The sequence below is a fragment of the Paenibacillus glycanilyticus genome, assembly GCF_023715145.1.
GTDB classification, from domain to species: Bacteria; Bacillota; Bacilli; order Paenibacillales; family Paenibacillaceae; genus Pristimantibacillus; species Pristimantibacillus glycanilyticus_A.
On the sequence record NZ_JAMBNP010000016.1, the window covers coordinates 25,907 to 50,128 of the forward strand.

At 52.5% G+C, this 24,222-nt stretch carries 17 protein-coding genes; 14 read left to right on the forward strand and 3 right to left on the reverse strand.

From position 1 onward, the window contains the following. Window positions 1–137 precede the first annotated feature (137 nt). From M3194_RS27980 to M3194_RS27995, 4 genes are read left to right on the forward strand one after another with little or no spacing between them, the layout of a single operon-like run. Entirely contained in the window at window positions 138–908 is a 771-nt protein-coding gene (locus tag M3194_RS27980; RefSeq protein ID WP_251657417.1) for an NUDIX domain-containing protein, read from the forward strand. Window positions 909–933: 25 nt separating this feature from the next. After that, complete coding sequence (gene pnuC, locus M3194_RS27985; RefSeq protein ID WP_251657418.1) at window positions 934–1,608, forward strand: nicotinamide riboside transporter PnuC; 675 nt, start codon at window positions 934–936, stop codon at window positions 1,606–1,608. Next, window positions 1,598–2,626 (forward strand): AAA family ATPase, encoded by a 1,029-nt coding sequence (locus M3194_RS27990; RefSeq protein WP_251657419.1) that lies wholly within the window; start codon window positions 1,598–1,600, stop codon window positions 2,624–2,626. The genes pnuC and M3194_RS27990 overlap by 11 nt, the downstream gene beginning before the upstream one ends. Beyond that, a complete protein-coding gene (locus M3194_RS27995) occupies window positions 2,623–3,504 on the forward strand; it encodes an ADP-ribosylglycohydrolase family protein (RefSeq protein WP_251657420.1) in 882 nt (293 codons plus the stop codon). Before M3194_RS27990 ends, M3194_RS27995 begins: the two co-directional genes overlap by 4 nt. Before the next feature lie 401 nt (window positions 3,505–3,905). On the opposite strand, the gene M3194_RS28000 is transcribed toward M3194_RS27995, so the two are convergent. Then, a complete protein-coding gene (locus M3194_RS28000) occupies window positions 3,906–4,634 on the reverse strand; it encodes a TylF/MycF family methyltransferase (protein WP_251657421.1) in 729 nt (242 codons plus the stop codon). 234 nt (window positions 4,635–4,868) lie between these two features. On the opposite strand from M3194_RS28000, the gene M3194_RS28005 reads away from it, so the two are divergent. The 9 genes from M3194_RS28005 (at window position 4,869) to M3194_RS28045 (ending at window position 21,477) form a co-directional block, all read left to right on the forward strand. Further along, window positions 4,869–6,908, forward strand: a complete 2,040-nt coding sequence (locus M3194_RS28005; protein WP_251657422.1) for a glutaminase family protein — start codon at window positions 4,869–4,871, stop codon at window positions 6,906–6,908. 167 nt (window positions 6,909–7,075) lie between these two features. Beyond that, entirely contained in the window at window positions 7,076–8,212 is a 1,137-nt protein-coding gene (locus M3194_RS28010; protein WP_251657423.1) for a GntR family transcriptional regulator, read from the forward strand. 220 nt (window positions 8,213–8,432) lie between these two features. Continuing rightward, window positions 8,433–9,422, forward strand: a complete 990-nt coding sequence (locus M3194_RS28015; protein ID WP_251657424.1) for a carbohydrate ABC transporter permease — start codon at window positions 8,433–8,435, stop codon at window positions 9,420–9,422. Next, window positions 9,419–10,342 (forward strand): carbohydrate ABC transporter permease, encoded by a 924-nt coding sequence (locus M3194_RS28020; protein WP_251657425.1) that lies wholly within the window; start codon window positions 9,419–9,421, stop codon window positions 10,340–10,342. Before M3194_RS28015 ends, M3194_RS28020 begins: the two co-directional genes overlap by 4 nt. An 89-nt stretch (window positions 10,343–10,431) precedes the next feature. Beyond that, window positions 10,432–11,886, forward strand: a complete 1,455-nt coding sequence (locus M3194_RS28025) for an extracellular solute-binding protein (RefSeq protein WP_251657426.1) — start codon at window positions 10,432–10,434, stop codon at window positions 11,884–11,886. A gap of 150 nt (window positions 11,887–12,036) precedes the next feature. After that, window positions 12,037–15,036, forward strand: coding sequence for an alpha-mannosidase (locus tag M3194_RS28030; RefSeq protein ID WP_251657427.1), 3,000 nt, complete (start codon window positions 12,037–12,039; stop codon window positions 15,034–15,036). Window positions 15,037–15,121: 85 nt separating this feature from the next. Further along, complete coding sequence (locus tag M3194_RS28035) at window positions 15,122–17,296, forward strand: hypothetical protein (RefSeq protein WP_251657428.1); 2,175 nt, start codon at window positions 15,122–15,124, stop codon at window positions 17,294–17,296. A gap of 33 nt (window positions 17,297–17,329) precedes the next feature. Then, window positions 17,330–19,336 (forward strand): GxGYxYP domain-containing protein, encoded by a 2,007-nt coding sequence (locus M3194_RS28040; RefSeq protein ID WP_251657430.1) that lies wholly within the window; start codon window positions 17,330–17,332, stop codon window positions 19,334–19,336. A 188-nt stretch (window positions 19,337–19,524) separates the two neighbouring features. Continuing rightward, window positions 19,525–21,477: an RICIN domain-containing protein gene (locus tag M3194_RS28045; RefSeq protein WP_251657431.1), complete on the forward strand. Its 1,953-nt coding sequence runs from the start codon at window positions 19,525–19,527 to the stop codon at window positions 21,475–21,477. A 36-nt stretch (window positions 21,478–21,513) separates the two neighbouring features. Here M3194_RS28045 and M3194_RS28050 read toward each other — a convergent pair whose 3' ends face one another. Further along, window positions 21,514–22,425, reverse strand: a complete 912-nt coding sequence (locus M3194_RS28050; protein ID WP_251657432.1) for an AraC family transcriptional regulator — start codon at window positions 22,423–22,425, stop codon at window positions 21,514–21,516. A 187-nt stretch (window positions 22,426–22,612) separates the two neighbouring features. Between M3194_RS28050 and M3194_RS28055 the strand changes: the two genes are divergently transcribed. Further along, on the forward strand, window positions 22,613–23,350 hold the full coding sequence (locus M3194_RS28055) for an SDR family oxidoreductase (RefSeq protein WP_251657434.1): 738 nt from the start codon (window positions 22,613–22,615) through the stop codon (window positions 23,348–23,350). A 51-nt stretch (window positions 23,351–23,401) separates the two neighbouring features. Here the strand turns inward: M3194_RS28055 and M3194_RS28060 are convergent, their stop codons facing one another. Then, window positions 23,402–24,154 carry a DeoR/GlpR family DNA-binding transcription regulator gene (locus M3194_RS28060; RefSeq protein ID WP_251657435.1) on the reverse strand — a complete coding sequence of 251 codons (753 nt, stop codon included), beginning with the start codon at window positions 24,152–24,154 and terminating at the stop codon, window positions 23,402–23,404. Window positions 24,155–24,222: the final 68 nt, after the last annotated feature.

Below are 24,222 nucleotides of genomic sequence, written 5' to 3' on the forward strand. Positions count from 1 at the left end.
AAAAGAAATGACCGCATACGACTCGTATGAAGGTCATTTCTTTTTTTTGCCAAAATGGACTTGAACATTTCTTTTAATTATGTCATATTGATATTATCAAAACGATAATATGAGTTATGGAGGAGGCACCCGTACTCTTGAACCCGAATGAGAACGAACGCAACTATTCCGCAAGCAACTACCGTACGCCGGACGGTGCGCCGTCGGATATCGTAATTTTCACCATCACCTCGCAAGAGAAAGAATCGTCCAAGAAAGCTCTCCCTTCCAGGGAGCTCCAAGTACTGCTGATCCGTCGCAAAGTGTGGCCATTTGAGGGGCAGTGGGCGCTGCCCGGGGGCTTTACCCGCGACACGGAAACGGTGGAGGAATGCGCCATTCGGGAGCTGAAGGAGGAAGCGGGCGTCGAGCATGTGCACATGGAATTCCTTAAGGTGTACAGCAACCCGGGGCGGGACCCGAGGGGCTGGATGATTTCTCATGCGTTCTGCGCCTTGGTGAATGAACGGTACTTACGCGACCGCAGGGCATCGGATGATGCGGAAGATGTGCAGCTGTTTCCGCTAAGCGAAGCGCTTGAGATGGAGCTGGCTTTTGACCACCATGACATTATCCGGGATGCCCATCAGCGTATTCAGCAGCAAATGTTGACGATGCCGATTGCAAAGGAATTCTTGCCGGAGGAATTTACGATCGGGGAGCTGTACCAGATCATTCAGACCGTTGTGCCAACGTTTGAGGAGAAAAATTTTATTCGCAAAGTCACCTCCACTCAAAGCCGCAAGGGTCTTATAGAAGAGGTGCGACAAGCAGACGGAAGTCTAAAGCAATCCAACCAGTATTCGCAGCGTGCGGCACAGCTGTACCGTTTTACCGGCTTTGTGCCGGAGCTATCGATTTACAGTTAACTTGAATGTGAAAGAAGGTATGTTTATGAAGCAAAATCGTTCGATGCTGGGACTGCTCGCGGCGATCCTGGCGGTCGTCTATTTCACCTCGTCCAGCGCAATCGAGATCGCGGCTACAACTACCGGGCTGGCTGCCGTATGGCTGACGGCGAAGGAGAAGCTGTGGACTTGGCCGATCAGTCTGGTGAATGTGGCGTGCTTCTTCTATATGTTCCTGGACGTTAAGCTGTACGCGGATATGACGCTGCAGGTGTTCTTCTTCGTGCTCAGCATCTACGGCTGGGCGGTATGGATGACGAAGCGAGGCGGGGCGGCCGTGCGGCCAACAAGAGTCTGGACTCCGCGGATGGCTGTACTGCTTATCGTATTTCTAATCGTGTTCACGTTGGCGTGGGGCTATCTGCTTGAGCGTCATACCGACGCTTCGATTCCTTATCTTGATGCTTTTATCGCTACGCTCAGTCTGGTTGCCCAATTCCTGCTCTCCTATAAAATCCTGCAAAGCTGGTATTTCTGGATCGTTGTTGACGTGCTCTCGATCGGCATGTATTTCTACAAGGGGCTGTATACGACCTCGTTCTTATACGTGATTTTCCTCGGCATTGCCATTATGGGATTGGTTGAATGGAAGCGGGAATATAATCGTCGCGCTTCAGATCCGCGGACCCAGCGGGATGAGGTGAACACGTATGCCGGATAAAAAGATAGGATTGACGCTAGGCAAATTTGCGCCTTTTCACCGTGGTCACCAGCATGTGGTTGAGACAGCCCTTCAGGAGGTCGGTCACCTCATCGTCGTTATTTATGACAGCCCGGAAGTCACGCGGGTTCCATTATCCGTGCGTGCCCGCTGGATCCGCGAGTTGTATCCAACCGTTGAAGTGCTGGAAGCCTGGGATGGTCCTTCGGACAGCGGAGATACGCCGGAGATCAAGCGTTTGCAGGAGAATTATATTCTTGGACTGCTTGGCGGCAGGAAGGTTGCGCATTTCTACTCCAGCGAGTTTTATGGCGAGCATATGAGCGAGGCATTGGGAGCGGTCAACCGCCAAGTGGATCCGCTGAGGGAGTTGTTCCCCGTATCCGGTACCAAGGTAAGAGAGTCCTTATATGATAATAAACATTTAGTAGATTCGGTTGTCTATCGCGATCTCATTACGAATGCGGTATTCCTTGGTGCCCCCTCCACAGGCAAAACAACGCTTGCCGCCCGCATGGCAGAGGAGCTGTCTTCGGTCTGGATGCCCGAATACGGCAGGGAGTATTGGGAGGAGCATCAGATCGAGCGCCGCTTGACGCTGGAGCAATTGCTAGAGATTGCGGAAGGCCATCTTGAACGGGAGGAGCGCTTGCTGCTGGGCGCGAGGGATGTGCTGTTCACCGATACGAATGCCATGACAACCTATATGTTCTCCCTCTATTATCATGGCATTGCTCATCCCAAGCTCGTAGAGCTCGCGAGCCGGTGCGCCTCCCGTTACGATCTTGTCTTCCTATGCGAGGATGATATCCCTTACGATGATACGCCGGATCGGTCCGGCGAGGTGAACAGGCAGACTTTCCAGAAGCGGATTGTGGCGGACTTGATTGAACGCAAGATTCCTTTTATATCGATTCGCGGCAGCTTGGAGGAGCGAGTGGAGCAGGTAAAAGCCGTCCTTGAACGTTATGAGAAATACAGCAATCCTTATGAATGGATGGGAGGTGCAAGAGGATGAGGAACCGGATTCTCGGCGGTTTGTTTGGCGTTGCGGTTGGCGACGCGCTGGGCGGAACAACGGAGTTTATGAGCGAAGCGGAAATCCGCCTCGAATACGGATGGCTGGAGGAAATCATCGGCGGAGGCGTCTGGGAGCTGGAGGCGGGTGAAATCACGGACGATACGGCGATGACGATAGCGGTTGCAAGAGGAATTCTGCAAAATCCCGGGGATCCGATCGAAGCGATCGGGGAGCATTTTCTGAGATGGAGGGCGACCAATCCGAAGGATATCGGCAATATTATCCGGACGGTATTTGACCTTTATGACGGCAGCTGGTCGAAAGCTGCGCGACTGGCAGGCGTGCTGCTGGGCGGGAAAACAGCGGGAAACGGAACGCTGATGCGCTGCTTGCCGATTGCCCTTGCGTATAAGGAGGCGGCAATAATGGAAGAGGTGACCAAGCGGCAGTCGGAGATGACGCATGAGGATCCGCTCGCAACGGAAGCTTGCCTCATCTATAACCGGATTGCCAAGAGGCTTCTCCAAGGCGATCAGCTGACCCCGGCCATCCGCGCCGAAATATCCGGAACCCGCTATGAAGAGCTGCTGCTGAACGGCGGGGCACCGGCATCTCTTCCTGACGGCTTTGTTGTTCATACGATGCAATGGGTTATCCATCATCTTCTTACTGCAGAATCCTTTGCGGAGGTTGTGCAGCGCGCGGCCAATGGAGGCGGCGACTCGGATACGATTGGCGCCATCGCCGGCGGACTCGCAGGCCTCTATTGGGGATATGACGGGATCTTGCCGAAATATTCGGACAAGATCTTGCTGCGACAAGAGCTCATGGAGCTAGGGGACGCATTGTTGGCTGTAAGAGAAAGAGGACACTAATCCTGGTTAGAATCATTTAAGGGGCTGCCCATGATGGGCAGCCCCTTAAAGCTATATGCTCGGTTGCCGAAGTTGCTTCGCCGGTGGCTTGACGATGCGCGGCATCGTTAAGCCACCAAGTACAGCCAGAATTTAACACCTTAACGATACGCCATATCGTTAAGACATCCAATCAGATGCGAAAAAGGGTGCTACCGGCTATTTGCATCAAGCTTAACGATGCGCGGCATCGTTAAGCCAACAAGTACAGCCAGAATTTAGTACCTTAACGATATGCCATATCGTTAAGAAGTCCAGCAAGCCACGAAAAAGGAAGCTACCGGCTATTTGCATCAAGCTTAACGATGCGCGGCATCGTTAAGCTGTCCAGCCAAGCTGAAAAAGACGGAATCGGCCAACGCCTATTTCGTCTTTTTCCAATACACGCCTGTGATATCGATAACAACAAGCGGATCGGTAATGTTATGAGCGGCGCGGAAATCATGTACGGCCGCGGCACAATAGCCGATGGAGTAGTCGTCAATGATGACATAGCCGCCGATGGAAACCTTCGGATACAGATTGGTCAATGCATCCATTGTGGAGGAATACATGTCGCCGTCCAGGCGGGCAATGGCGATTTTCTCCGTTGGCGCCGTAGGCAGCGTGTCCTTGAACCAGCCCTTCAGAAAAACAACGCTGTCGTCCAGCAAATCATATTTGCGGAAGTTGCTTTGTACCTCGGGCAAGGAAACGCGCAAAAAGTCCTGTTCGTGGAATTTGGAGGTTGCATCGACCGGATAGAGAGGATCCGGCTTAGGCAGTCCTTCAAAGGAATCGGCAACAAGAACCTTCCGGTTCCTGACGCCGTGTGCTTTCAGAAAACCGCGCATAAAGATACACGCTCCGCCGCGCCATACGCCGGTCTCAATAAAGTCGCCTTGCACGTTGTTGGTAATGACGTCATTCATCAGCATATGGAGATTATTCATACGGATCCGCCCGATCATGCTATGTGCAATAATGGGCCAATCCAGGCCTTGAAGGCGGTTTTCCTTCGTGGCGCCCGGCTCATGCTCCAGCCAGATTTCAAATAATATCGCTTTCTTCAACAATTCCAAATACATTTCAGTTGCTGTAATATTGCGCATAATCACAGTCCTTTGCATTCTTAGTGTTAACGTAAGAATATGAACCAAGCTTGCAAATGGCTTGTGTGTACGACCACAGGAGCGGAAAAAGCTCAATAACGCCCTTTCTGCCGGAATAACTATCGTAAAAAGTTTTACCCATTATTTATAAATATGCACATTGACATCAATTTTGATATAGCATTATAATATATCCATTATAACAAATGTATATATGATAAAGGAGATGTTTTCATGTCCGCAATTCGTCCTCCTGCAGTTCCTCTCGTAACCGTAGATCCTTATTTCAGTGTATGGTCGCAGGCTGACCGGCTGACTGATGATTTTACCCGCCACTGGACGGGGCAAAGACATGCCATGACTGGCTTGATTTGCATTGACGGTACTGTACAACGGTTTGCCGGCCTGGTAGAAGCTAATGCCGAGCGTTACTATACAGAGCCGCAAGCGATGGAGCAATTGAGCGTATCCGTCTCTCCGCTGAGCACGGTCTATACGTTCCAATCGGCAGGAGTTGAATTGACGGTTCGCTTTACTTCTCCGCTGCTTCTGAATGATCTCGACGTGTTATCGAGACCGGCTTCGTACGTGGCTTTTGAAGTGCGTTCGATTGATGGCGTGGAGCATGACGTTCAAATCTACTTCGACGTCACCGGCGAATGGTGCGTGGATCAATCGAAGCAGGCGGTTATCAGCAAGAAGCAGGAAGAAGGCGGACTGATCTCCCTGCAGATCGGTCATGAGAAGCAGGAGGTTGTGAACCGTTCCGGTGACGACCACCGCATCGACTGGGGCTATTTCTATCTGAACGCGGAGCAATCCGACCAGGTGAACGGATACATAGCACCTGCTCACATCCGCAAAAACTTCGTACGGGGCGAGAAGCTGGCCGAGTCGGTTACAGAGACCGAAGCTCAGGTTGTTGCGGACGTACAGCCGGTAATGGCGTTAGTCTACAACATTGGCAGCGTTGGTGCCGTTACGGAGAAACGCCTCGCTGTACTCGCTTATGACGATATCGTTGCCATCGAATATTTCGGAGACAAGCTGCAGGCTTATTGGAAAAGAAACGGGCAAACCACGCCTGAGATGATTGCAGCCGCGTTTACGGAATATGAAAGCCTGCTCGCGCGCTGCGCTGCCTTTGATAAGCAGATCGTAGCCGAAGGCGAGAAGTCCGGCGGCAGCCGTTATGCGGATCTGCTGGCCTTGTCCTACCGCCAGGCTATTGCCGCGCACAAGCTTGTAGCGGATACGGAAGGCGGGCTGCTCTTCCTGTCCAAGGAATGCTACAGCAACGGCTGCATGGCTACGGTTGACGTAAGCTATCCGTCTGTACCGATGTTCCTGCTGTATGCTCCGGAGCTGGTTGAAGGGATGATCCGTCCGATCCTGAAATATGCGGAGAGCGATGCTTGGACGTTCGAATTTGCGCCGCATGATATCGGTCAATATCCGATTGGCAACGGCCAAGTGTATAGCGAGAACCAACGCGAAGGACAAATGCCGGTTGAAGAATGCGGCAATATGCTCGTCATGGCCGCATCCGTAGCTCTTGCGGGCGGCAACCGCGATTATCTGTTCAGCCATATCGGCATTCTCGGAGAGTGGGCAGACTACTTGACCGAGTTTGGTCTGGATCCGGAAAACCAGCTGTGCACCGACGACTTCGCCGGGCATCTGGCACGCAACGCGAACCTGTCCGTGAAGGCCGTTATGGGCGTAGCCAGCTATTCCATTCTGAAGAAGCTGCAAGGGGATGAAGAAACCGCATCCCGCTATATGGCCAAAGCCAAGGAAATGGCGGAAGCATGGCAAGTGCTTGCGGCAGACGGCGACCATACGAAGCTGGCCTTTGGCGAGGAAGGCACCTGGAGCCTCAAATATAACCTGATCTGGGATGTGCTGTTTGGCACAGAGCTGTTCTCCAAGGAAATGATCAACAAGGAGATCAGCTGGTATAAGAAGATGAAAAATGACTACGGTACGCCGCTTGATAACCGTGCTGCGTACACGAAAAACGACTGGCTCGTTTGGTCCGCCGCTTTGTCGGATGATCAGAATGATTTCAACGAGCTGGTGAGCCCGATCTGGGATATGCTGAACGAATCGGCTGACCGCGTGCAGTTCTCGGACTGGACGGATACGGTTACGGCCCGCCAGATCGGCTTCCAGCACCGGACGGTTGTCGGAGGCATCTTCATGAAGGTGCTGAAGGATAAAGGAATCATGAAGGCCTTCCAAACGGTTTCTTCCATTAACGAAGGCAAGTAAATTTATAGACCTGTGAGGAACGGGGGCGCCTGTGAAGTGCGCCCTTCTTTTTCATCTATAGACTATAAAAAATAGACATTTGTTTATAATAACTTCTTTGTTAACAAACCTATACATGGTATATTTGTTATAATCAATGAATTGCGGTCCGGATAGGAGGATTACGCTTGAGCCAAGATAGAGAACCTCTGTATATTAAGATACAGAACCATTTCAAGGATTTGATCATTTCCAGGGAGCTCGTCGAAGACGATAAAATCCCGACAGAGAAGGATCTGATGGACGACTTCGACGTTAGTCGGATTACGGTTGTCAACGCGCTGGCCGAGCTGGCGAAGGACGGATGGATTTACCGGATTCCGGGCAGAGGAAGCTTTGTCAAAGGCATTCCGGAAACCCAGATGGCGGCAAGCCCGACGATCAGCGAGGCGCGCAGAGAGAAGAAGGAGCCAAAAGTAAAGATTGGCCTTGTCTTCCCCGTGCTCGGCGACTACTTCGCCATTCGCTTGATAGCAGGGATAACGGACGGCCTGAAGGCCAAAGGCTATTCGCTTGTTGTTATGCTCACCAACAACTCCAAGGAGCAGGAAAAGGAAGTTATCCGGGAGCTGAAGAACACGGTTGACGGGCTTATTATTTTTCCGGTTGATGCGGAGGTCTATAACGAGGAAATTATCGCGCTTAAGATGCAGAACTATCCGTTTGTCCTGATTGACCGGTATCTGCCGGGCGTGGAGACTAACGTTGTTGCGTCAGACAGCGCATTTGCAACGATGCTGGCGGTTGACCATCTATGGGAGCTGGGGCACCGGAATATCGCGATCTGCTCGGACTCGCCGCTCATGACGGTGTCGGTAGACGAGCGTATTCAAGGCTACTCCGAAGCCTTGAAGCAGAAGGGCGCTATGATTAACCCTTCGCTTATCTTGAATGACATTCATATTAACGGCGGCGGCATGAATGCGGAGCATCCGTTTTTCCGCTTTGTGAAAAATCAGATGGCAACCGCCTATATCGCTTTGAACTGCTCGCTGGGCGTTCAGATTTTATCGATTGCCAAGCAGGTTGGTCTCCGCGTGCCGGAGGATATCTCCATTGTAACGTTTGATAACCCGACGCCGCTGCTCGAGGAATTCAGCTCGCTTACCCATATTGACCAATCGGAATATAATATGGGCATAGAGGCTGTTCAGCTGCTGCTTCAAGTGATCGAGAATAAGGGCAAGCAGCCGATCAAATTCGAGAAGAAAATATTGAAGCCAAGCCTGGTCGTCCGCAAAACCACAGCCAAAGCAAAGGCCTAACCGAATCAGACAAGCTAAAATAGACGAGAAAACCCGATCCCCTTCACCAAGGGCATCGGGTTTTCTTTTTTTTTCTAACCAGTATAGAACGGGCGGCTCATCTTCAAATGGCTTCGTAGAGGTTTTCTCATTGACTAATTTGATATAACAAATATAATCTATTGTATAGGGATTTTATAGCATTTGAGTAAGTCTAAAACAAGCAAGGAGGAAGATGAACATGAATGACAGGAAAGCAGTAGAAACAGCCCCGTTGCATCTGCCGGTCAAGAGCGCATCAACACAGTCCTCTCTCAAGAAGTTTGCGGTCAGACACAAAGATGCATTAATCGCTGCGGCGATATTAAGTCCGATGATCCTGTGGTGGCTGGTTTTATCGGGGTTCCCGACCATGTTTGGTTTTTTTCTCGGATTTTTCGAGTGGGTCGGCATTGCGGACAGCCCCAAATTTGTTTGGTTCGATAACTATGTAAGGTTCTTCCAGGATCCGTTATACTACGAAGCCCTGTGGAGATCCATCTGGTTAGGTGGACTTGTAACCTCCATTACTCTAATCGCCGGCTTTGGCGCGGCCCTGCTGATGAATATGCCGTTGTTCGGCAAAGGCGTCTACCGGTCCATCTGGTATATTCCGGCGGTTACTTCAACCGTCGCAACCACGCAGATCTTCAATCTCTTGCTCGATACAAATAATGGCGTTATCAATAACTTCCTGAAGTCGATTGGCAAGGAGCCGATCGTTTGGCAATATTCCGTCTTTTGGGGCGTGTTCTGGATTGTCGTCTACTCCGTGTGGAAGGGTGTAGGGGGCGCGGCGCTGATCTGGCTCGCAGGTCTGCAATCCGTAGACGTCTCCTTGTATGAAGCAGCCGAAATCGACGGCGCAGGGCGCTGGGGCAAGCTTTGGAACGTGACGCTTCCGGGCCTTAAGCCTATTGCAACCTACATCGTCATTACGAGCCTGATCGGCGCGATTCAGATCTACGAGCAAGTATTGTTTATGACAAACGGCGGTCCTTACGGCAAGACAGAGGTACTCGTGTTCCGTATTTACCGCGATGCGTTCTGGGATTTCAACATGGGTATGGCGGGCGCGTCTTCGCTCATCATGGCTGTCGTTGTTTTTGTCGGAACCGTGTTCTACTACCGCTGGTCGACGAACTCCGACAGAAGCAACACGATCAAGATCAAAGGAGGACCTAAATCATGAGAGAGTCATTCGCCAAAAAACTAGCGTTTCAATTGAAGCCGGGTAATCTGCTTGCCCATCTTGTATTGCTTGGTATCGGACTTGTCTTGTTATATCCTTTGGTCTTTATGATCTTGGCCGGGTTCTTCACCAAGACGGAGTTCACAACGACGGTGCTTGGCTTGCTGCCATTCCCGGAAGCTCCGACCATGCGCAATTTCCTGGTTCTGTTCTATGGCTCCGCGGAATCCGCGATTCAGAAATACTTCGTCAACTCCGGATACCGGACGCTCTACAACACCTTCTGGGCGCTGCTGACCTCTTTGCTGGCCGGTTACGTGTTCGCCAGACTGCGTTTTAAAGGGAAGGATCAGTTGTTCCTTATCCTGCTCGGGACGCAGATGATTCCGGGGACGATTGCTCTGATTCCGACGTATTTGGAGTTCGCCAGATGGCCGTTTGCCGGAGGCAACGATATTTTCACAGGCGGTACGGGGATTCTGAACACCTGGTGGGTTTACTTCATCGGCGGACCAAGCATCAATATTATGGGCGCCTTTCTGGTGAAGCAGTCCATCGAAAAGGTGCCGTATGAGCTGGATGAAGCGGCGAAGGTGGACGGAGCGGGTACGATCCGGATTATTTTCCAAATTCTGCTCCCGCTGCAGCTGCCGATTATGGCGTTTATTGCGATTACGACGGCTCTTGGCACATGGAACGACTTTGCAACGCCGTTCTTCTACACGTCATCGGATGCGCTGCAGACATTGCCGGCTGCCATTACAAGATTGTCCTCGGCTGCTGCCAGCCCGGGCGCTGTGCCGAACTGGCCGCTTATCATCACGCTTGGACTTGGCATGACCATTCCCGCGCTGCTGATCTTCTTCTTCTTCCAGAAATATATCGTTCAGGGACTTGCCAATACCGGTATCAAGGGTTAAGAAAATTTTATTATAACATATTGAATATAACAAATAGTCATGATATATTAATTGCGAAAGGTCAGTTATCCTAATTTGGAGGGGTTCATGTGAAAAGAACAAAGATCACATCCTTGGTTGTAACTGCACTATTAACCATGTCCTTGACGGCTTGCGGTGGAAATAACAATTCCTCAACAACGAACAATCAGCCTAAGCCGTCGGAATCGGCGGCTTCCGAGTCGGCGACTCCGGCACCGGCGGAAAGCACCGATACTGCGGGAGCGAAGGATCCGGTAACGATTACGGTACTGAATGAAGGCGCGGTTGGGATCGGCGTAGGCAAGCTGGAAGATTTGTTCGAACCCAAAGAGAAGGAATTGAAGGGCAACGGCGTTGACGTTACTTATACACCGGGCAATCCGGTAGAGGCATTCCCGCTTCATTATCAACGAATTATTTTCGACAAACTGAAAGAGAAAAACATCAGTGTTAAAACCGAAGACTGGGGCTGGGGCGAGCCGCTGGTTCAGAAGGAAACCGCAGGCTTCCTGGCCAAAAATATTCCGGATATCATCGTAGGCGAGACGCAAATGCCCGGTTTTGCCCAGCAAGGACTGCTTGAGCCGTTCCCGGATGCAATGGCCGATGAAATTCGCGCCAATGTCTCCCCGGCAGCATGGAAGCCGATGGAGCATGACGGTAAAATCTACGGCCTCGCATCCCAGCCTGGCGTAAGCAGCTTGTATTGGAACAAGAAGCTGGTTAAAGAAGCGGGTATCGACCCGGAGAAGCCGATCACTACCTGGCAAGAGCTGGCCGACAACGCGAAGAAAGTAACGGAAGCCGGCAAAGGCAAGTTCTATGGCGGCGGCGTTTACGGCGCTCCAAACTTTGGCGGATACTTGCGCTACGGGGCATTGGTCGCAATCAACGGCGGTACCTTCGCGGATGCGAATGGCCAGCCGACGTTCAACTCGGAAGCAAACGTGGCAACGGTACAATTGCTCCGCGAATTGAACACCGATCATCCTGCCGGTCTGATGGTTAACAATAACGAAGGCTCGTATTTCGATGCCTGGAACAAAGGGCAAATCGCTTATCTGATCGATGGTCCATGGCGCGTACAGGAATGTAAGAATATCGGACTCGAATGCGGCATGGCACCAATTCCGTTGTCTCCAAGCGGAGAGGCTGCCAACGTAACCATCGGCGCGGCATTCCACTCGGTACCTAAAGACGCGAAGAACAAGGAAGCGGCATTCGAATACATCAAAGCGATGTACAGCAAAGAGATCCAGCAGCTGATTGCGGACTCCAACGTACGCTCCCCGATTCTGAAAGAAATCAGCGAGTCGCCGGAATACCAAGAAAAGCATCCGGAAATGTATCTGCATTATCAAGCCATGTCCGGTAACGTTCAAGGTCTGCCAACCTTTGCGAAAGACAATTCGAAGGTATGGCAAATCTGGGGCGACGCAGTCGTAAAATCTCTCATGACCAAAGGCGATGTAAAAGCCATTCTCGACGACGCTCAAAAACGCGCGGAGCAAGTAACGAAATAAAATACAACAAAAGAAGAGGACTTTCTTAACACGTCCCTAGTGGTCTGGACAGTAATTGTTAACGCAGCAGAGAACTAGCAAGTCAACAATACCTTCAGCCAACAGGACTGTTAATCAGTCCTCTTTTTTTCAAACACAGGAGTGACATAGATGCCATACGAATCGAAACGAATTATGCTGCAGAAAGCCAAAAATATACTCCCAAGAATACGCCACGCCATCTATGAACCTGTCTCCGCACTGAAGGTAACGGCGTGGGTGACGAAGGAGCCCGTGCCTTACTCCGAGCGGACAGCCGGCTCTATGATTGAGCTCGCTCCTGGCGATAAATGGGGCAACCTGTGGGATTGTGCCTGGTTCCGGTTCGAAGGAACCGTTCCGGAATCCGTTGCCGGCAGCAAGCTGGTACTTCTTATTGATGTCAATGGAGAGCTGTGCCTGGTGGATCAGGAAGGCTCCCCGATGCAAGGACTGACCAATATCAACTCCGAGTTTGATTTCAGCCTAGGCTTGCCGGGCAAACGGGTCGTTGACCTCGGAAATTCTTCAGCGGGTCAGCACATCGATCTGTGGGCGGATGCCGGCTGTAACGATTTGTTTGGCAAATACCGCAGCGGCACGCTCAAGGAAGCCGACATTGCCATTTGTTACGAGGAAATTCGTCAGCTGTACTACGATTATGAAGTGCTTCTGGAGCTGGCGGAGCATTTAAGCGAGAACTCGGCAAGAAGAGAGCGCGTTGTTCAAAGCCTGTACGATGCGGCTTTTCTATTGGAAGTCGTAAATGAGGAGACCGCCCGGAAGGCTAGAGAAATTCTGTCCAAAGAGCTCGCCAAACGCGGGGGAGACCCGGTTGTTACGGTTAGCGCGATTGGTCATGCCCATATCGACCTTGCTTGGCTGTGGCCCATCCGGGAGACCATCCGGAAAGGCGCTCGTACCTTCTCCACGGTGCTGAAGAACATGGAGAAATATCCCGATTATGTGTTTGGCGCAAGCCAGCCGCAATTATATCAATGGATGAAAGAGTATTATCCGAAGCTGTATGACCGGATCAAGGAGAGAATTCAAGAAGGGCGCTGGGAAGTGCAGGGCGCGATGTGGGTAGAGCCGGATACGAATATTTCCGGCGGGGAGGCCCTCGTCCGCCAGATCCTGTACGGCAAGCGGTTCTTCCAGCAAGAATTTGGCCAGGAGATGAAGGTGCTTTGGCTGCCTGACGTATTTGGCTACTCCGCGAGCCTGCCTCAGCTCCTCCGGAAATCCGGCGTGGACTATATGATGACGCAGAAGCTGTCGTGGAACGTGTACAATACGCATCCTCATCACAGCTTTGAGTGGGAAGGCATTGACGGCAGCAAAGTGCTGGCTCATCTTCCGCCTGAAGATACGTACAACAGTCCGGGAGCGCCAAGATCGCTTGCGAAGATCGAGAACAGCTACCTTGACCGCAACGTATCCGAGCATGCCTTGATGCTGTTTGGCATTGGCGACGGCGGCGGCGGACCGGGCGAGGAGCATCTGGAGCGGTTATCGCGCGAGCATAACCTGCTGGGATTGCCTCCGGTTGTCCAAGAATCCTCCTTATCCTTCTTCCATAAGCTCGAACAGGAGAAGGAACGTTTCCAGACGTACCGCGGCGAGCTTTACTTGGAGAAGCATCAAGGCACGCTAACGACGCAGGCTCGCAACAAATGGTATAACCGCAAGATGGAAAAGTCGCTGAGAGAGCTTGAATTTGCAGCTTCCCTGTTATTGGCACTCGGTGAGAATGCATATCCGTCCGATGAGCTGGAGGAGATTTGGAAGGAAACGCTGCTCTATCAATTCCATGATATTTTGCCGGGCTCTTCGATTACGCGCGTGTTCGAAGAATCGCTGGAGCGTTATGCCGTTATGCATGGCCGCACGCAGGAATTGATTGCGGGTACCTATGCGAAAGCCGCAAGCCTCGCGGGAGCCGGCGAAGGCCAGGCTGTAGTCTTTAATTCATTGCCGTGGGAACGTGAAGAGGTTGTCGAGCATAAGGGTAACCGTTATGCCGTGAAGGTCCCAGCGATGGGGTTTGCGTCGCTCTCCGAAGCGAAGCAATGGCAAGGGCAAGAAGAAGCGGCTCTGCGCGCGGATGAGCGATTGCTCGAGAACTCCTATTTGCGCGTTGCCTTTGGTCAGGACGGCAGTATCGAATCGATTTACGATAAAACGGCGGGCCGGGAAACGATCGTGCCGGGCAAGCAGGGGAATGTATTTACCATCTATCATGACAAAGGCGATGCCTGGGATTTCCCGAGAGACTACCGGGATACGGTTGCCGGCCGCATGAAGCTGGAGGGAAGCTCCTTCTATATCGACGGGCCGCAAGCCGTTGCGGAGCAGCGGTACCGGTTCGGAGAGTCTACGCTGGTGCAGCGCATCGTGCTGGACGAAGCGGGAACGGCCGTAAGGTTTGAGACAAAAGCCGATTGGAAGGAAGCCGAGAAGATGCTTCGCGTCTCCTTCCCGGTCTACGTCATGTCTGACCATGTGAACTGCGAAATTCAATTCGGTTATCTGAAGCGCCCTACCACCCGGAATACGATGATTGAATTCGTAAGAGACGAGATCTGCGCTCATCAATATATCGATTTGTCGCAGCCGGATTACGGCGTGGCGCTGCTGAGCGACAGCAAATACGGGTATAGCGCGGAGCGAAACGTACTGGACATCAATCTGCTTCGCAGCCCAAGCTATCCGGATCCGGTGGCAGACCGTGCCGAGCATCAATTTGTGTATGCGGTCTATCCGCACCGAGGGGATTTTATCCAAGCCCAGGTATACCGGAAAGGCTATGAGCTTAATACGCCGTTAACGGTTGCAGAGCCGTCTTCCGCTGGTGGAGGAGCTGGACATGCGGCAGCATTTGCTTCTCTTGTCCTCGTTGACAACCCGCATGTAATGGTAGAGGCCGTGAAGAAGGCGGAAGATTCGGATGATCTGATTATCCGATTGTACGAGACTTCAGGTACGCTCGCGGAAACGTCGGTTGCCTTCGGCATAGCGGACATGAAGCTGGAGGAAGTCGATTTGATGGAGAACCCGATAGGAGCGTTTGATGGCCGATTGGTGTTCCAGCCGTTCGAAATTAAGACGCTTCGCGTCATATTAGGATAAAAGCTGTGATAGGCGGGGGAAGTGAGCAGGATGACTTTCCCCTTTTTTAATTTATGGACTCTATTAAGAGAGGGAGGTTTCATCGATGATTAGACGGAATCGGCAGGAAGAGCTGACGGGCTTTCAAGAAGGCGGACCATATCATCCGTCCTACGATTTGCAGACGGACTTCGTTATGATGTATGGCATTCACGGGAATCTGGAAGAGCGGATCGGAGCCTGGAAGGAGAAGGGCTACGTGGTTCATCTGATGACCGGCGTATCATGGGGCGGCTATCAAGACTATTTGAACGGAAAAATCGACGGCCGCTCGCATTGGGATGAAGCGCAGAAGAACCGCAGATACGATAACATCATCCATGGAACGTCAGTAGACATTCCTTATATGGTTCCTACTATCTCTTACGCGGATTATTTGACGGAACGGATTCGCCCGGCTGTTGATGCAGGAGTTGAAGCCATTCATCTGGAAGAGCCGGAGTTCTGGGTAGAAGGCGGTTACGAGGATGCGTTCAAGCGGGAATGGGAGATCTACTACCGCGAGCCTTGGCAGGCTCCTCATTCTTCAGCGGATGCCCAGTACCGCGCGTCAAAGCTGAAGGCGTATTTGTATACGCGTACGCTGGACCGGATCTGCAGCACGCTGAAGGAATACGCGATGCAGAAGTACGGCCGCCGCATTCGCTTTTACGTGCCGACGCATAGTCTCATCAACTACACGCAGTGGAGAATTGTCAGTCCGGAATCGAAGCTCCTTGAGCTGCCGGGCATTGACGGCTACATCGCCCAGGTATGGACCGGTACGGCGCAAACCCCAAATGTCTATAACGGCGTCCGCAAGGAGCGCACGTTCGAAACCGCGTATCTGGAGTACGGCATTATGCAGGAGCTTGTCCGCGGCACCGACCGCAGAATGTGGTTCCTGCATGACCCGATTGCCGATGATCCGAAGCATACCTGGAAGGACTACCGCACGAATTATATCCGCACCTTGGTAGCTTCCCTGCTGCATCCGCATGTCAGCCGATATGAGGTCTGTCCTTGGCCGAGACGAATCTATCAGGGCGAATATCCGAGAGAAGGCGGCAATGGCAAAGAGAGAATTCCGGCGGCTTATGCAACAGAGCTGCAGGTCGTATTAAACGTGCTGGGAACGATGGAAGGACTGGATGCCGAATGGTTGACGGATAGTCTGCAGGTGGGTCTCTTGCTGGCTGACTCCGCGATGTATCAGCGCAATCATCCGGATTGGAGCGAAGAAGCTACAGCGTTCAAATATGACGGTACGGAAGTGGCTTCGGCGCTCGGCAGCGAGTTCATGGAGCTGCTTGACTGGTCGCCGTTCTATGGTCTTGCTCTGCCGCTTCTGAAGCATGGCGCTGCCGTTCGCCCGGTGCAGCTGGACAATGCGGGAAGATCCCCGGGCTACTTGGACGATTACCGCGTTCTGGTGCTCAGCTACGAATATATGAAGCCGGAATCTTCGGGTCTGCATAACGTCCTTGCCGAATGGGTGAAGGAAGGCGGCACTTTGATCTATGTCGGGGACGGAAGCGACGATTTTCACAAGGTGCGCGAATGGTGGAACCAAGGCATCAAGAAGTATGCTTCGCCAAAGGAGCATTTATTCGAGAGCCTTGGCCTGGAGGCAGCCCTTGAAGCAGGCGCTTACGCCGTGGGCAAAGGCGCTCTAGCCTATCTGCCCTTGCATCCAGCGCAATGCGCTGTCCGTCCGGAAGCGGGCGAGCTGTTAAGAGAAACGCTCGATGCCGCTCTTGCGAAGGTGGCAGGAAGCTGGGAGCGCAAGAACGGCATGTCTTTGCGCAGAGGGCCTTACGTTATTGCTGCCGTGCTGGATGAAGCGATTAATGAAGAATCCTACGAGCTCCGCGGCAAGTTTGTGGATTTGCTGGACGCGAATCTGCCCGTGCTTGATCAGGTGTCGGTAGCAGGCGGGGAGCAAGTCTTGTTATATGATCTCAGCCGGGCAGGAGAAGGCGTGCAGCTTATTGCAGCCGCATCCCGGATTGATCAAGTAGAAGAGGGAGCGGGCGGCTTTGTCTTTACGGCTTCCGGTCCGGAGGGGATTCAAGGGGCAGCAAGATTCCTCTGTCCTCATAAGCCCAAGACCGTATCGATTGGCCAGGAAGGGGATTCGATCCGGATACCGCTGGAATTCGATTGGGATGTGGAGAGCTCAACGGTGCTCCTTCGATATGCCAATCATCCTTCGGGCGTCACGGTGAGGGTGATCTGGTAACGCCTTGAATACGAAATAGGGGAGGAAGTCCGTTTGAAGCGCAAAATGGTATTTATCTCGCTAGCCGTTATCCTTGTGGCAGCGGTGTCCTCTTATCTTGCATGGCCGGAAAAAGAGGCGGGAGGGGTCAATTGGCCGGAAAAGCAGGCCTTGCCTTCCTTTAATAAACCGGCGGATACGCTTGATTTGATCTACACGACGGACTACTACTATTATCAGGCGGAAGATACGGCCTTTGGCCATGCTACGGGCAAAGCGGACGGGGACGGCTGGTTAGCCAAAGCGGGTGAAGATGAGGGAGATCAAGCGATCTTCAAGGTGGAAGGCCGCAAGGAAATACCGGCAGGACAGAACAAAGCCGTATTTAATATGCAGGTTGACAGCTTTGCGGATGAGGATGGCGTAGTCGCCAAGCTGGAGATCCGAGATCAGACGGCGGACAAAGCGCTGGCTTCCATGGAGATCCGCAACTGGGATTTTACGCTGCCTAATGCGCTGCAGACCTTCGAGCTTGCTTTCGAAGGACCCGGCGAGGGACATGAGCTGGCATTCAATGTCGTATGGACGGGCAAATCCACGCTGAAGCTGTTTGATGTTGGCGTCATTTGGCCGCAGCGGAAGGACGAGAACCTGTTGTTCACCTCGCTCAAAGGCGTAGTCAATCAGAAGCAGCCGCGCATTTATTCGTATACGGACAATGTGAGGGGCTCCACGGGCACCTCCTGGCTGGACGCGGTAGGGCTGAACTATACTGAAGTCAAGGATAACTGGGAGCTGCTCGGCAAATACAAATCCGAGATTAAAGGGCTTATTGTGTACGACGATCAGCAGCCGGATACGATTAATCTGGCAACAACGATTGCGGGCTTAAAAGGCGGTCTTGTTGTTCCGCCGTCGCTTCTGGATAGGCTGACCGGCGCCCCGTACAAGCTGCCGGTTCTGGAGGATTTGCGCGGCAAATTCCAATCCAAGCTGGAGGTCTACAGCTATCTTCACGATCAATACTGGGAGCAGACGACGCATAAAGCGATCATAGGTCTAGATCCCGCGCTCCAGTCCTATTTGCGGGACTATGCGATTGGCATCGATGCCGCGGTTGTCTGGCTGAATCCGGCGAATCCCGACGAGGATGCCCTGCTGGATACGTTCCTGAAGGATATGCCGTATGGAACGGGCCTTTATCTCGGCTGGTGGCCGGATGAAGGCATGGGCGTGAAGAAAACATCGGACTTCGGTCTTGCTACGGTAGCGAGCGATTATTCCTCGAACCTAAGCGTGTTCAGCGGCACCTCTCGGACGATTGAGATGCCGAAGGCTCCGGAGAAGCCGGCTCTGGACAATAAGGTGTATGTATCCTTTATCTTGAGTGACGGAGATAACCTTCAATACATGGAGCATTTCTTCAAGAAGGTCTGGGATTCGCCGAACCGGGGAGAAGTGCCGCTTGGCTGGACGGTCTCGCCTCTCATGATCGACACCATGCCGGGTATATTAAACTATCTGTACAAGAACGCCACGCCTAACGATGCGTTCGTCTCCGGACCATCCGGCGTTGGTTATACGTACCCGAACTTCTGGGAGAACGAGGAAGGCCTTGAGCGGTTTATTGATCGCACGGACGATTATATGAAGCGTTCCGGCTTGAACGTTCTGACGGTGTGGAATTATGTGAAGGGCGAGATTAAGCCGGAGGTTGGCGAGAAGCTTGCGGAGCATGCGCCTTCGCTGCTTGGTTTTACTTCGCAGTTTGGTACCGGTTCAATCGGCGTCTACGGGAATTCGCTTCCCGGACAGGAATTAAACGTGGCTTACGGCAGCGCGGAGTCCGACCTGACGAATGGGATCGCGGACGGCCTCAAGCGATGGGACGGCAAGTCTCCGGCCTTCGTCTCGATTCAGGCTAACCCTTGGCAGGTTAATTATCAGAATTTCGTCAATGCCATGAATCTGTATAAAGATAACAAGGACGTGGTGTTTGTCCGGCCGGATGTATACTTCCAGCTCATGCGCGAGAGCAAAGGGCTGCCGGTTACGCCATAACTTAGAAAAAGATCGCCTGCACCCGTTTAATAGGGGCATGGCGATCTTTTTTTGGCAAGAACTTCGTTGATTATATACTAGAGTTCGTTGTTTCTCTCGGTTTAATTAATGGCCCGCTTATGTGATGATGAGTTTGAAAGCGCTTCATCACGAGCCTCATTAAACCGTTTAGGAGAGTGGGAATTCATATGGCCAACTTGTTACCGAGAACATTTCTGTCAGCTATGCTCGCCGTCCTCTTGTTTGCTTCGACCTTGGTTTTTGTGCAACCGGCAAGCGCCGCAAGTCAATCGATCGTGAATAACTCGAACGGGTATGACACGGACGGCAATCTGATCTACGCGCAAGGCGGCTGGATGATGCAGGAAGGAAATACGTTTTATTGGTACGGGATGGATTTCTCGACTGCAGGCGTGAAGAAGGTTAGTCTGTACACGTCAACGGATTTCAAGAATTGGACGAAGCATGCCAACATTGTGGATTTCTCGACCATTAATCCGAAGCTGGATTCGATCCAATTTGATCCTTCCGTCCGATTTGCGCATTCGCAATGGGTTGGAAGACCTCTCGTCCAGTATAATAGCGAGCTGGGCAAGTACGTGCTTCTTGCGGAATGGAACAACAATAACACTCGCAATAAGCTCGCCATCTTCACAAGCGCCGCGGCTGACGGTCCATTCACGTTCGAGAAGGTGATTCTGACGCCTGGCGGCTGGACCATGGGGGATCTGGGGTCCATCTTCACGGACAGCGACGGCAGCACTTATATTACATACACCACGGATTATAATAACGATACCAACCATGCCCTTCAAATCAGCAAGCTTACGTCGGATTATATGGATCTGGACGGAGCCCCGACCAAAACCTTTATCGCCTATGATTACGAGAAGGAAGCAACGTCCTTAATCAAGATCGGCTCTACTTATTATCTCTTTGCTTCTCAAACGAACGGATGGGGATCCAGCCAGACGTTTTGCTTCAAGTCAACGAGCTTGACGGGAAGCTGGTCCTCCGAGTCATGCGCAACGAGCCCAAGCTCTGCGAATTCGTTTGATACGCAGGTTGACCAGGTATTCCCGCTTCATGGCTCGGAAGGGACGGCGTACATTTATATCGGTGACCGTTGGCTTAACTTTGGAGGCAGTACGGGGGTAGGACGCAATCAGTTTTATCCGGTTTCTTTCGACAGCGCGGGCAAACCAACCATTAACGGGTATGCGCAATGGCAGCTGGACGCGTCGGCCGGCACCTGGAGCGCACCGCCGCTTGCGGGCACGTTGCAAATGTATGCGGTTGTGAACGGCAACTCCGGCAAAGCATTAGGCGTAGCGGGTAATTCGCTGTCCTCGGGCGCAACGCTCGAGCAGCAGCCGTACACCGGAGCTGTCAGCCAAGCTTGGAAATTGGTTAATGGGGGCTCGGGCAATTACAAGCTTCAGAACGCGAACAGCGGATTCTATTTGGATGTTGCGAGCGCCTCAACTTCAGACGGCGCGGCAGGCGTTCAATGGACGGCGAGCAGCGAAGCGAATCAGCTGTGGCAGCTCATCGATGCCGGTGGCGGATATTTCAAAATCAAAAACGCGAAAAGCGGCAAAATGCTCTGCATGAGTCAAGGCTCCACGGCAAACGGGGCACCCGTCATTCAATGGGCGGAGAGCGGCTCGACCAACCAAACCTGGCGATTTGACTCGGTTGCCCAGCTTGATCTGACCAAGACCTACTCGATCACAAACCGCAACAGCAGTAAATCCCTTGGCACGGCAGGCGACGCTTCGGCGGACGGCACGCAAGTGGAGCAGCGTACGTATTCAGGCGCAGTCAGCCAAGCCTGGCAGTTCGAATATGCGGGCGGCTACTATAAGATCAAGAATGTGAACAGCGGCAAATATATGGATATTGCCGGTGCTTCAACGGCAGATGGCGCCAATAACATCATTGCGACGGCAGGCAGCTCCACAAGCCAGCAGTGGCAATTGGTTGATGCGGGCGGGGGGTATTACACCTTGAAAAATCGCAATAGCGGAAAATTGCTGGGGATTAGCGCAGGCAATACGGCAGATGGCGGCGTAAATATCCAGTGGACGGCAACAGGCTCCCTGAATCAGAATTGGAGCTTTACCGTTATTCCAACCTAAAAGCAGAAACAAAAACAGGGCCTTGACGATTCGTCGTCACGGCCCTGTTGCCGTTGTTGCGCGCTGCTCCTGAACATCCAGCTTTGGCGATCGTCCATACATCCGGGTATACTCCCGGCTGAACTGGGAGGGGCTTTCATAGCCCACGCGGAAGGCGGCTTCGGAGGCTTGAACCGTTTCGGTCAGCATTAAGCGTCTGGCTTCCTGCAGGCGCAGCGTTTTCTGATATTGAAGCGGACTCATGGCCGTGACGCGCTTGAAATGCTTGTGAAAAGCCGACGTGCTAAGGTTCACTGACTTTGCCAGCTGCTCAACCGCGAGCGGATGGTCGTATTGTCGGTTAATCATCTGTATCGCTTGAGCAATGCTATGCGAATGGCTGCCGATAACCGCAAACGGATGGATGAAGGCGCCATGCTCGCCTTGAAGCACGCGGTACAAAATCTCGCGGATGATCAGGGGTGCCAGCACCGGAATGTCATCCGGCTTGTTCAGCAATTGCAGAAGCCTTACGGAGGCTTCGAGCAATTCCGGCGATGTCCGGTTCATCGTTATCCCGCGCGAAGCTTCCGCGGAAGCCGGGCGGCTGCTCTCTTTTACAATATCGAGAATAACGTCGGGGTCAAAGCTCAGCTTCAGGCTTAAATACGGAACTTCCGGCGAAGCCTCTACAATATGGCTGATGATCGGCAATTCGGCAGCAATCACTACGTAAGTCATCGGGTCGTATCGGTACGTTTCATCTCCTAATGTTGCCGTCTTCGCCCCTTGCGCCACCAGGCAGAGGGAGGGCTTATACACGGATTCCAGCGGCTCCGACAATTGTGTGGCATGCATCAGCGACAAGTTAGGAACAGGGGTGGGAAACGTGCCGCTTGTTGGCGCGTGGCGTTGAATCAAATCCGCCATTTGCCGCAAAGCCTGCTCCATGCGCAAAGTTTCTTCCATGGCTCATGAATTCCTTTCCGAAAAGGTGGTTATTGTTATTGTAGCGGGATGAAAGAGAAATAGGCAAGGAACGAACGGTTCTGTTCTAACGGTCGTAATCCCATCCTTTATATAATCGGTGTTGTAGTCAAACGCTTTGCATAACCCGGAAGAACATGATATTGAACATAAAAGGAGAGAATGAAAGATGAGTGTACAAGGAAAAGTCGCGATCGTCACCGGAGCTTCGAGAGGAATTGGTCGTCAAATCGCCATTCAATTGGGGCAAGCCGGCGCAAAGGTAGTCATTAACTATTCCTCCAATCAGGATAAAGCCAATGAGGTAGTGAAGATCATTGAGCAAGCAGGCGGTGACGCGGCTGCCATTCGCGGCGACATCAGCAAGGTAAGCGAGGTAGAAGCGTTGTTCTCGGAGACGATTGGACAATTTGGACGCGTGGATATCCTGGTGAATAACGCAGGCATTATGGATACGCTGCCTATTGCGGAAATGACCGAGGAGAGGTTTGACCGGCAGTTCAACATTAATGTCAAAGGAACCTACTTTGCTTGCCAGCAAGCGATGAGACATATGGCGGGCGGAGGGACGATCATCAACTTCTCGACTTCCGTGTCAGGCGCCATGCTTCCGACCTACAGCGTTTATGCCGCAACGAAAGGCGCGGTTGAGCAGCTTACCCGCCAGCTGGCCAAGGAATTCGCTCCAAAGGATATTACAATCAATTGCATTGCGCCGGGTCAGGTATCGACCGAATTATTCCTGAACGGCAAATCCGAGGAGCTAGTGGATTCGTTCCGCCGGATGAACGCGTTTGGACGCCTCGGAGAGCCTGAAGATATCGCCAATGCCGTCGAGCTGCTTGTAAGCGACAAGGCCCGCTGGATTACCGGCCAGACGATTCGCGTGAACGGCGGATTTAACTAATGAAAAAGATCGCCCGCGCCTGTTAGAACAGGTGTATGGCGATCTTTTTTTCTACTGTTCCACCCGTACTCCCGCTTTGCGGAACGCGGAAGCCGTTTCTTCCGAGAGTCCTTTATCCGTCAGAATTGCCGTCAGCTCGGAGAGCCTCGCGAATGTGCGCAGCGCGCTCTGCCCGAACTTATGATGATCGGCCACGCCGTAGCATTCCCGGGCGGTGGCCATCAGCGCCTGCTTGAAGTCAATCAGGTCCCCGGTGTAGACGGACAAGCCGTATTCGAGATGGACGCCGGTAGCGGAGATAAACGCTTTATTAATATTCAGGCTTCGCACATACGCAACCGCCTCCGGGCCAGCCAGCACATTGCGGACCCGGTAGCCGCCGGGGACGACAAGCCGGACATTTTCCTTCGTGGCCAGCTCGCTGATAATGTACACATCGTTTGTAATGACGGTTACCGGAATGTCGTCAAGCCGTTTTGCGATTTCGAGCGTTGTGCTGCCTCCGTCCAAAGCAATGATGTCATGGCTTGCGATAAACCGCATCGCGGTCTCCGCAATATCGGTTTTCTCGCCCGCATGCTTAACAAGCGGCTCCTTCACGGGTAGAATACCGAATTGGTCGCTATTGGCGAGCACGGCTCCGCCATGCACCCGTTTCACGAGCCCCTGCTCCTCCAGCTTGGTCAGATCTTCGCGAATTGTCTTGCCGGTTACGTTCAGTCTCTCGCTGAGCTCGGCAACCGTCACTTCCTTCTGCGTCAGCAGAACCTCCATAATGCTCTCGTATCGGCGTAAGTGATTCATGTCCTTGTTCATCCGTTCTCGTAGGGTATTACCCGTATTGTAACGTCAGGCGTTTAGTCTCGTCTATC

Coding starts and splice junctions, on each gene's coding strand:
- M3194_RS28020 (WP_251657425.1), top strand. CDS start 9,419: ATGAGAGAGTCATTCGCCAAAAAACTAGCGTTTCAATTGAAGCCGGGT.
- M3194_RS28000 (WP_251657421.1), bottom strand. CDS start 4,634: ATGCGCAATATTACAGCAACTGAAATGTATTTGGAATTGTTGAAGAAA.
- M3194_RS27995 (WP_251657420.1), top strand. CDS start 2,623: ATGAGGAACCGGATTCTCGGCGGTTTGTTTGGCGTTGCGGTTGGCGAC.
- pnuC (WP_251657418.1), top strand. CDS start 934: ATGAAGCAAAATCGTTCGATGCTGGGACTGCTCGCGGCGATCCTGGCG.
- M3194_RS27990 (WP_251657419.1), top strand. CDS start 1,598: ATGCCGGATAAAAAGATAGGATTGACGCTAGGCAAATTTGCGCCTTTT.
- M3194_RS28015 (WP_251657424.1), top strand. CDS start 8,433: ATGAATGACAGGAAAGCAGTAGAAACAGCCCCGTTGCATCTGCCGGTC.
- M3194_RS28030 (WP_251657427.1), top strand. CDS start 12,037: ATGCCATACGAATCGAAACGAATTATGCTGCAGAAAGCCAAAAATATA.
- M3194_RS28055 (WP_251657434.1), top strand. CDS start 22,613: ATGAGTGTACAAGGAAAAGTCGCGATCGTCACCGGAGCTTCGAGAGGA.
- M3194_RS28035 (WP_251657428.1), top strand. CDS start 15,122: ATGATTAGACGGAATCGGCAGGAAGAGCTGACGGGCTTTCAAGAAGGC.
- M3194_RS28045 (WP_251657431.1), top strand. CDS start 19,525: ATGGCCAACTTGTTACCGAGAACATTTCTGTCAGCTATGCTCGCCGTC.
- M3194_RS28005 (WP_251657422.1), top strand. CDS start 4,869: ATGTCCGCAATTCGTCCTCCTGCAGTTCCTCTCGTAACCGTAGATCCT.
- M3194_RS28050 (WP_251657432.1), bottom strand. CDS start 22,425: ATGGAAGAAACTTTGCGCATGGAGCAGGCTTTGCGGCAAATGGCGGAT.
- M3194_RS28060 (WP_251657435.1), bottom strand. CDS start 24,154: ATGAATCACTTACGCCGATACGAGAGCATTATGGAGGTTCTGCTGACG.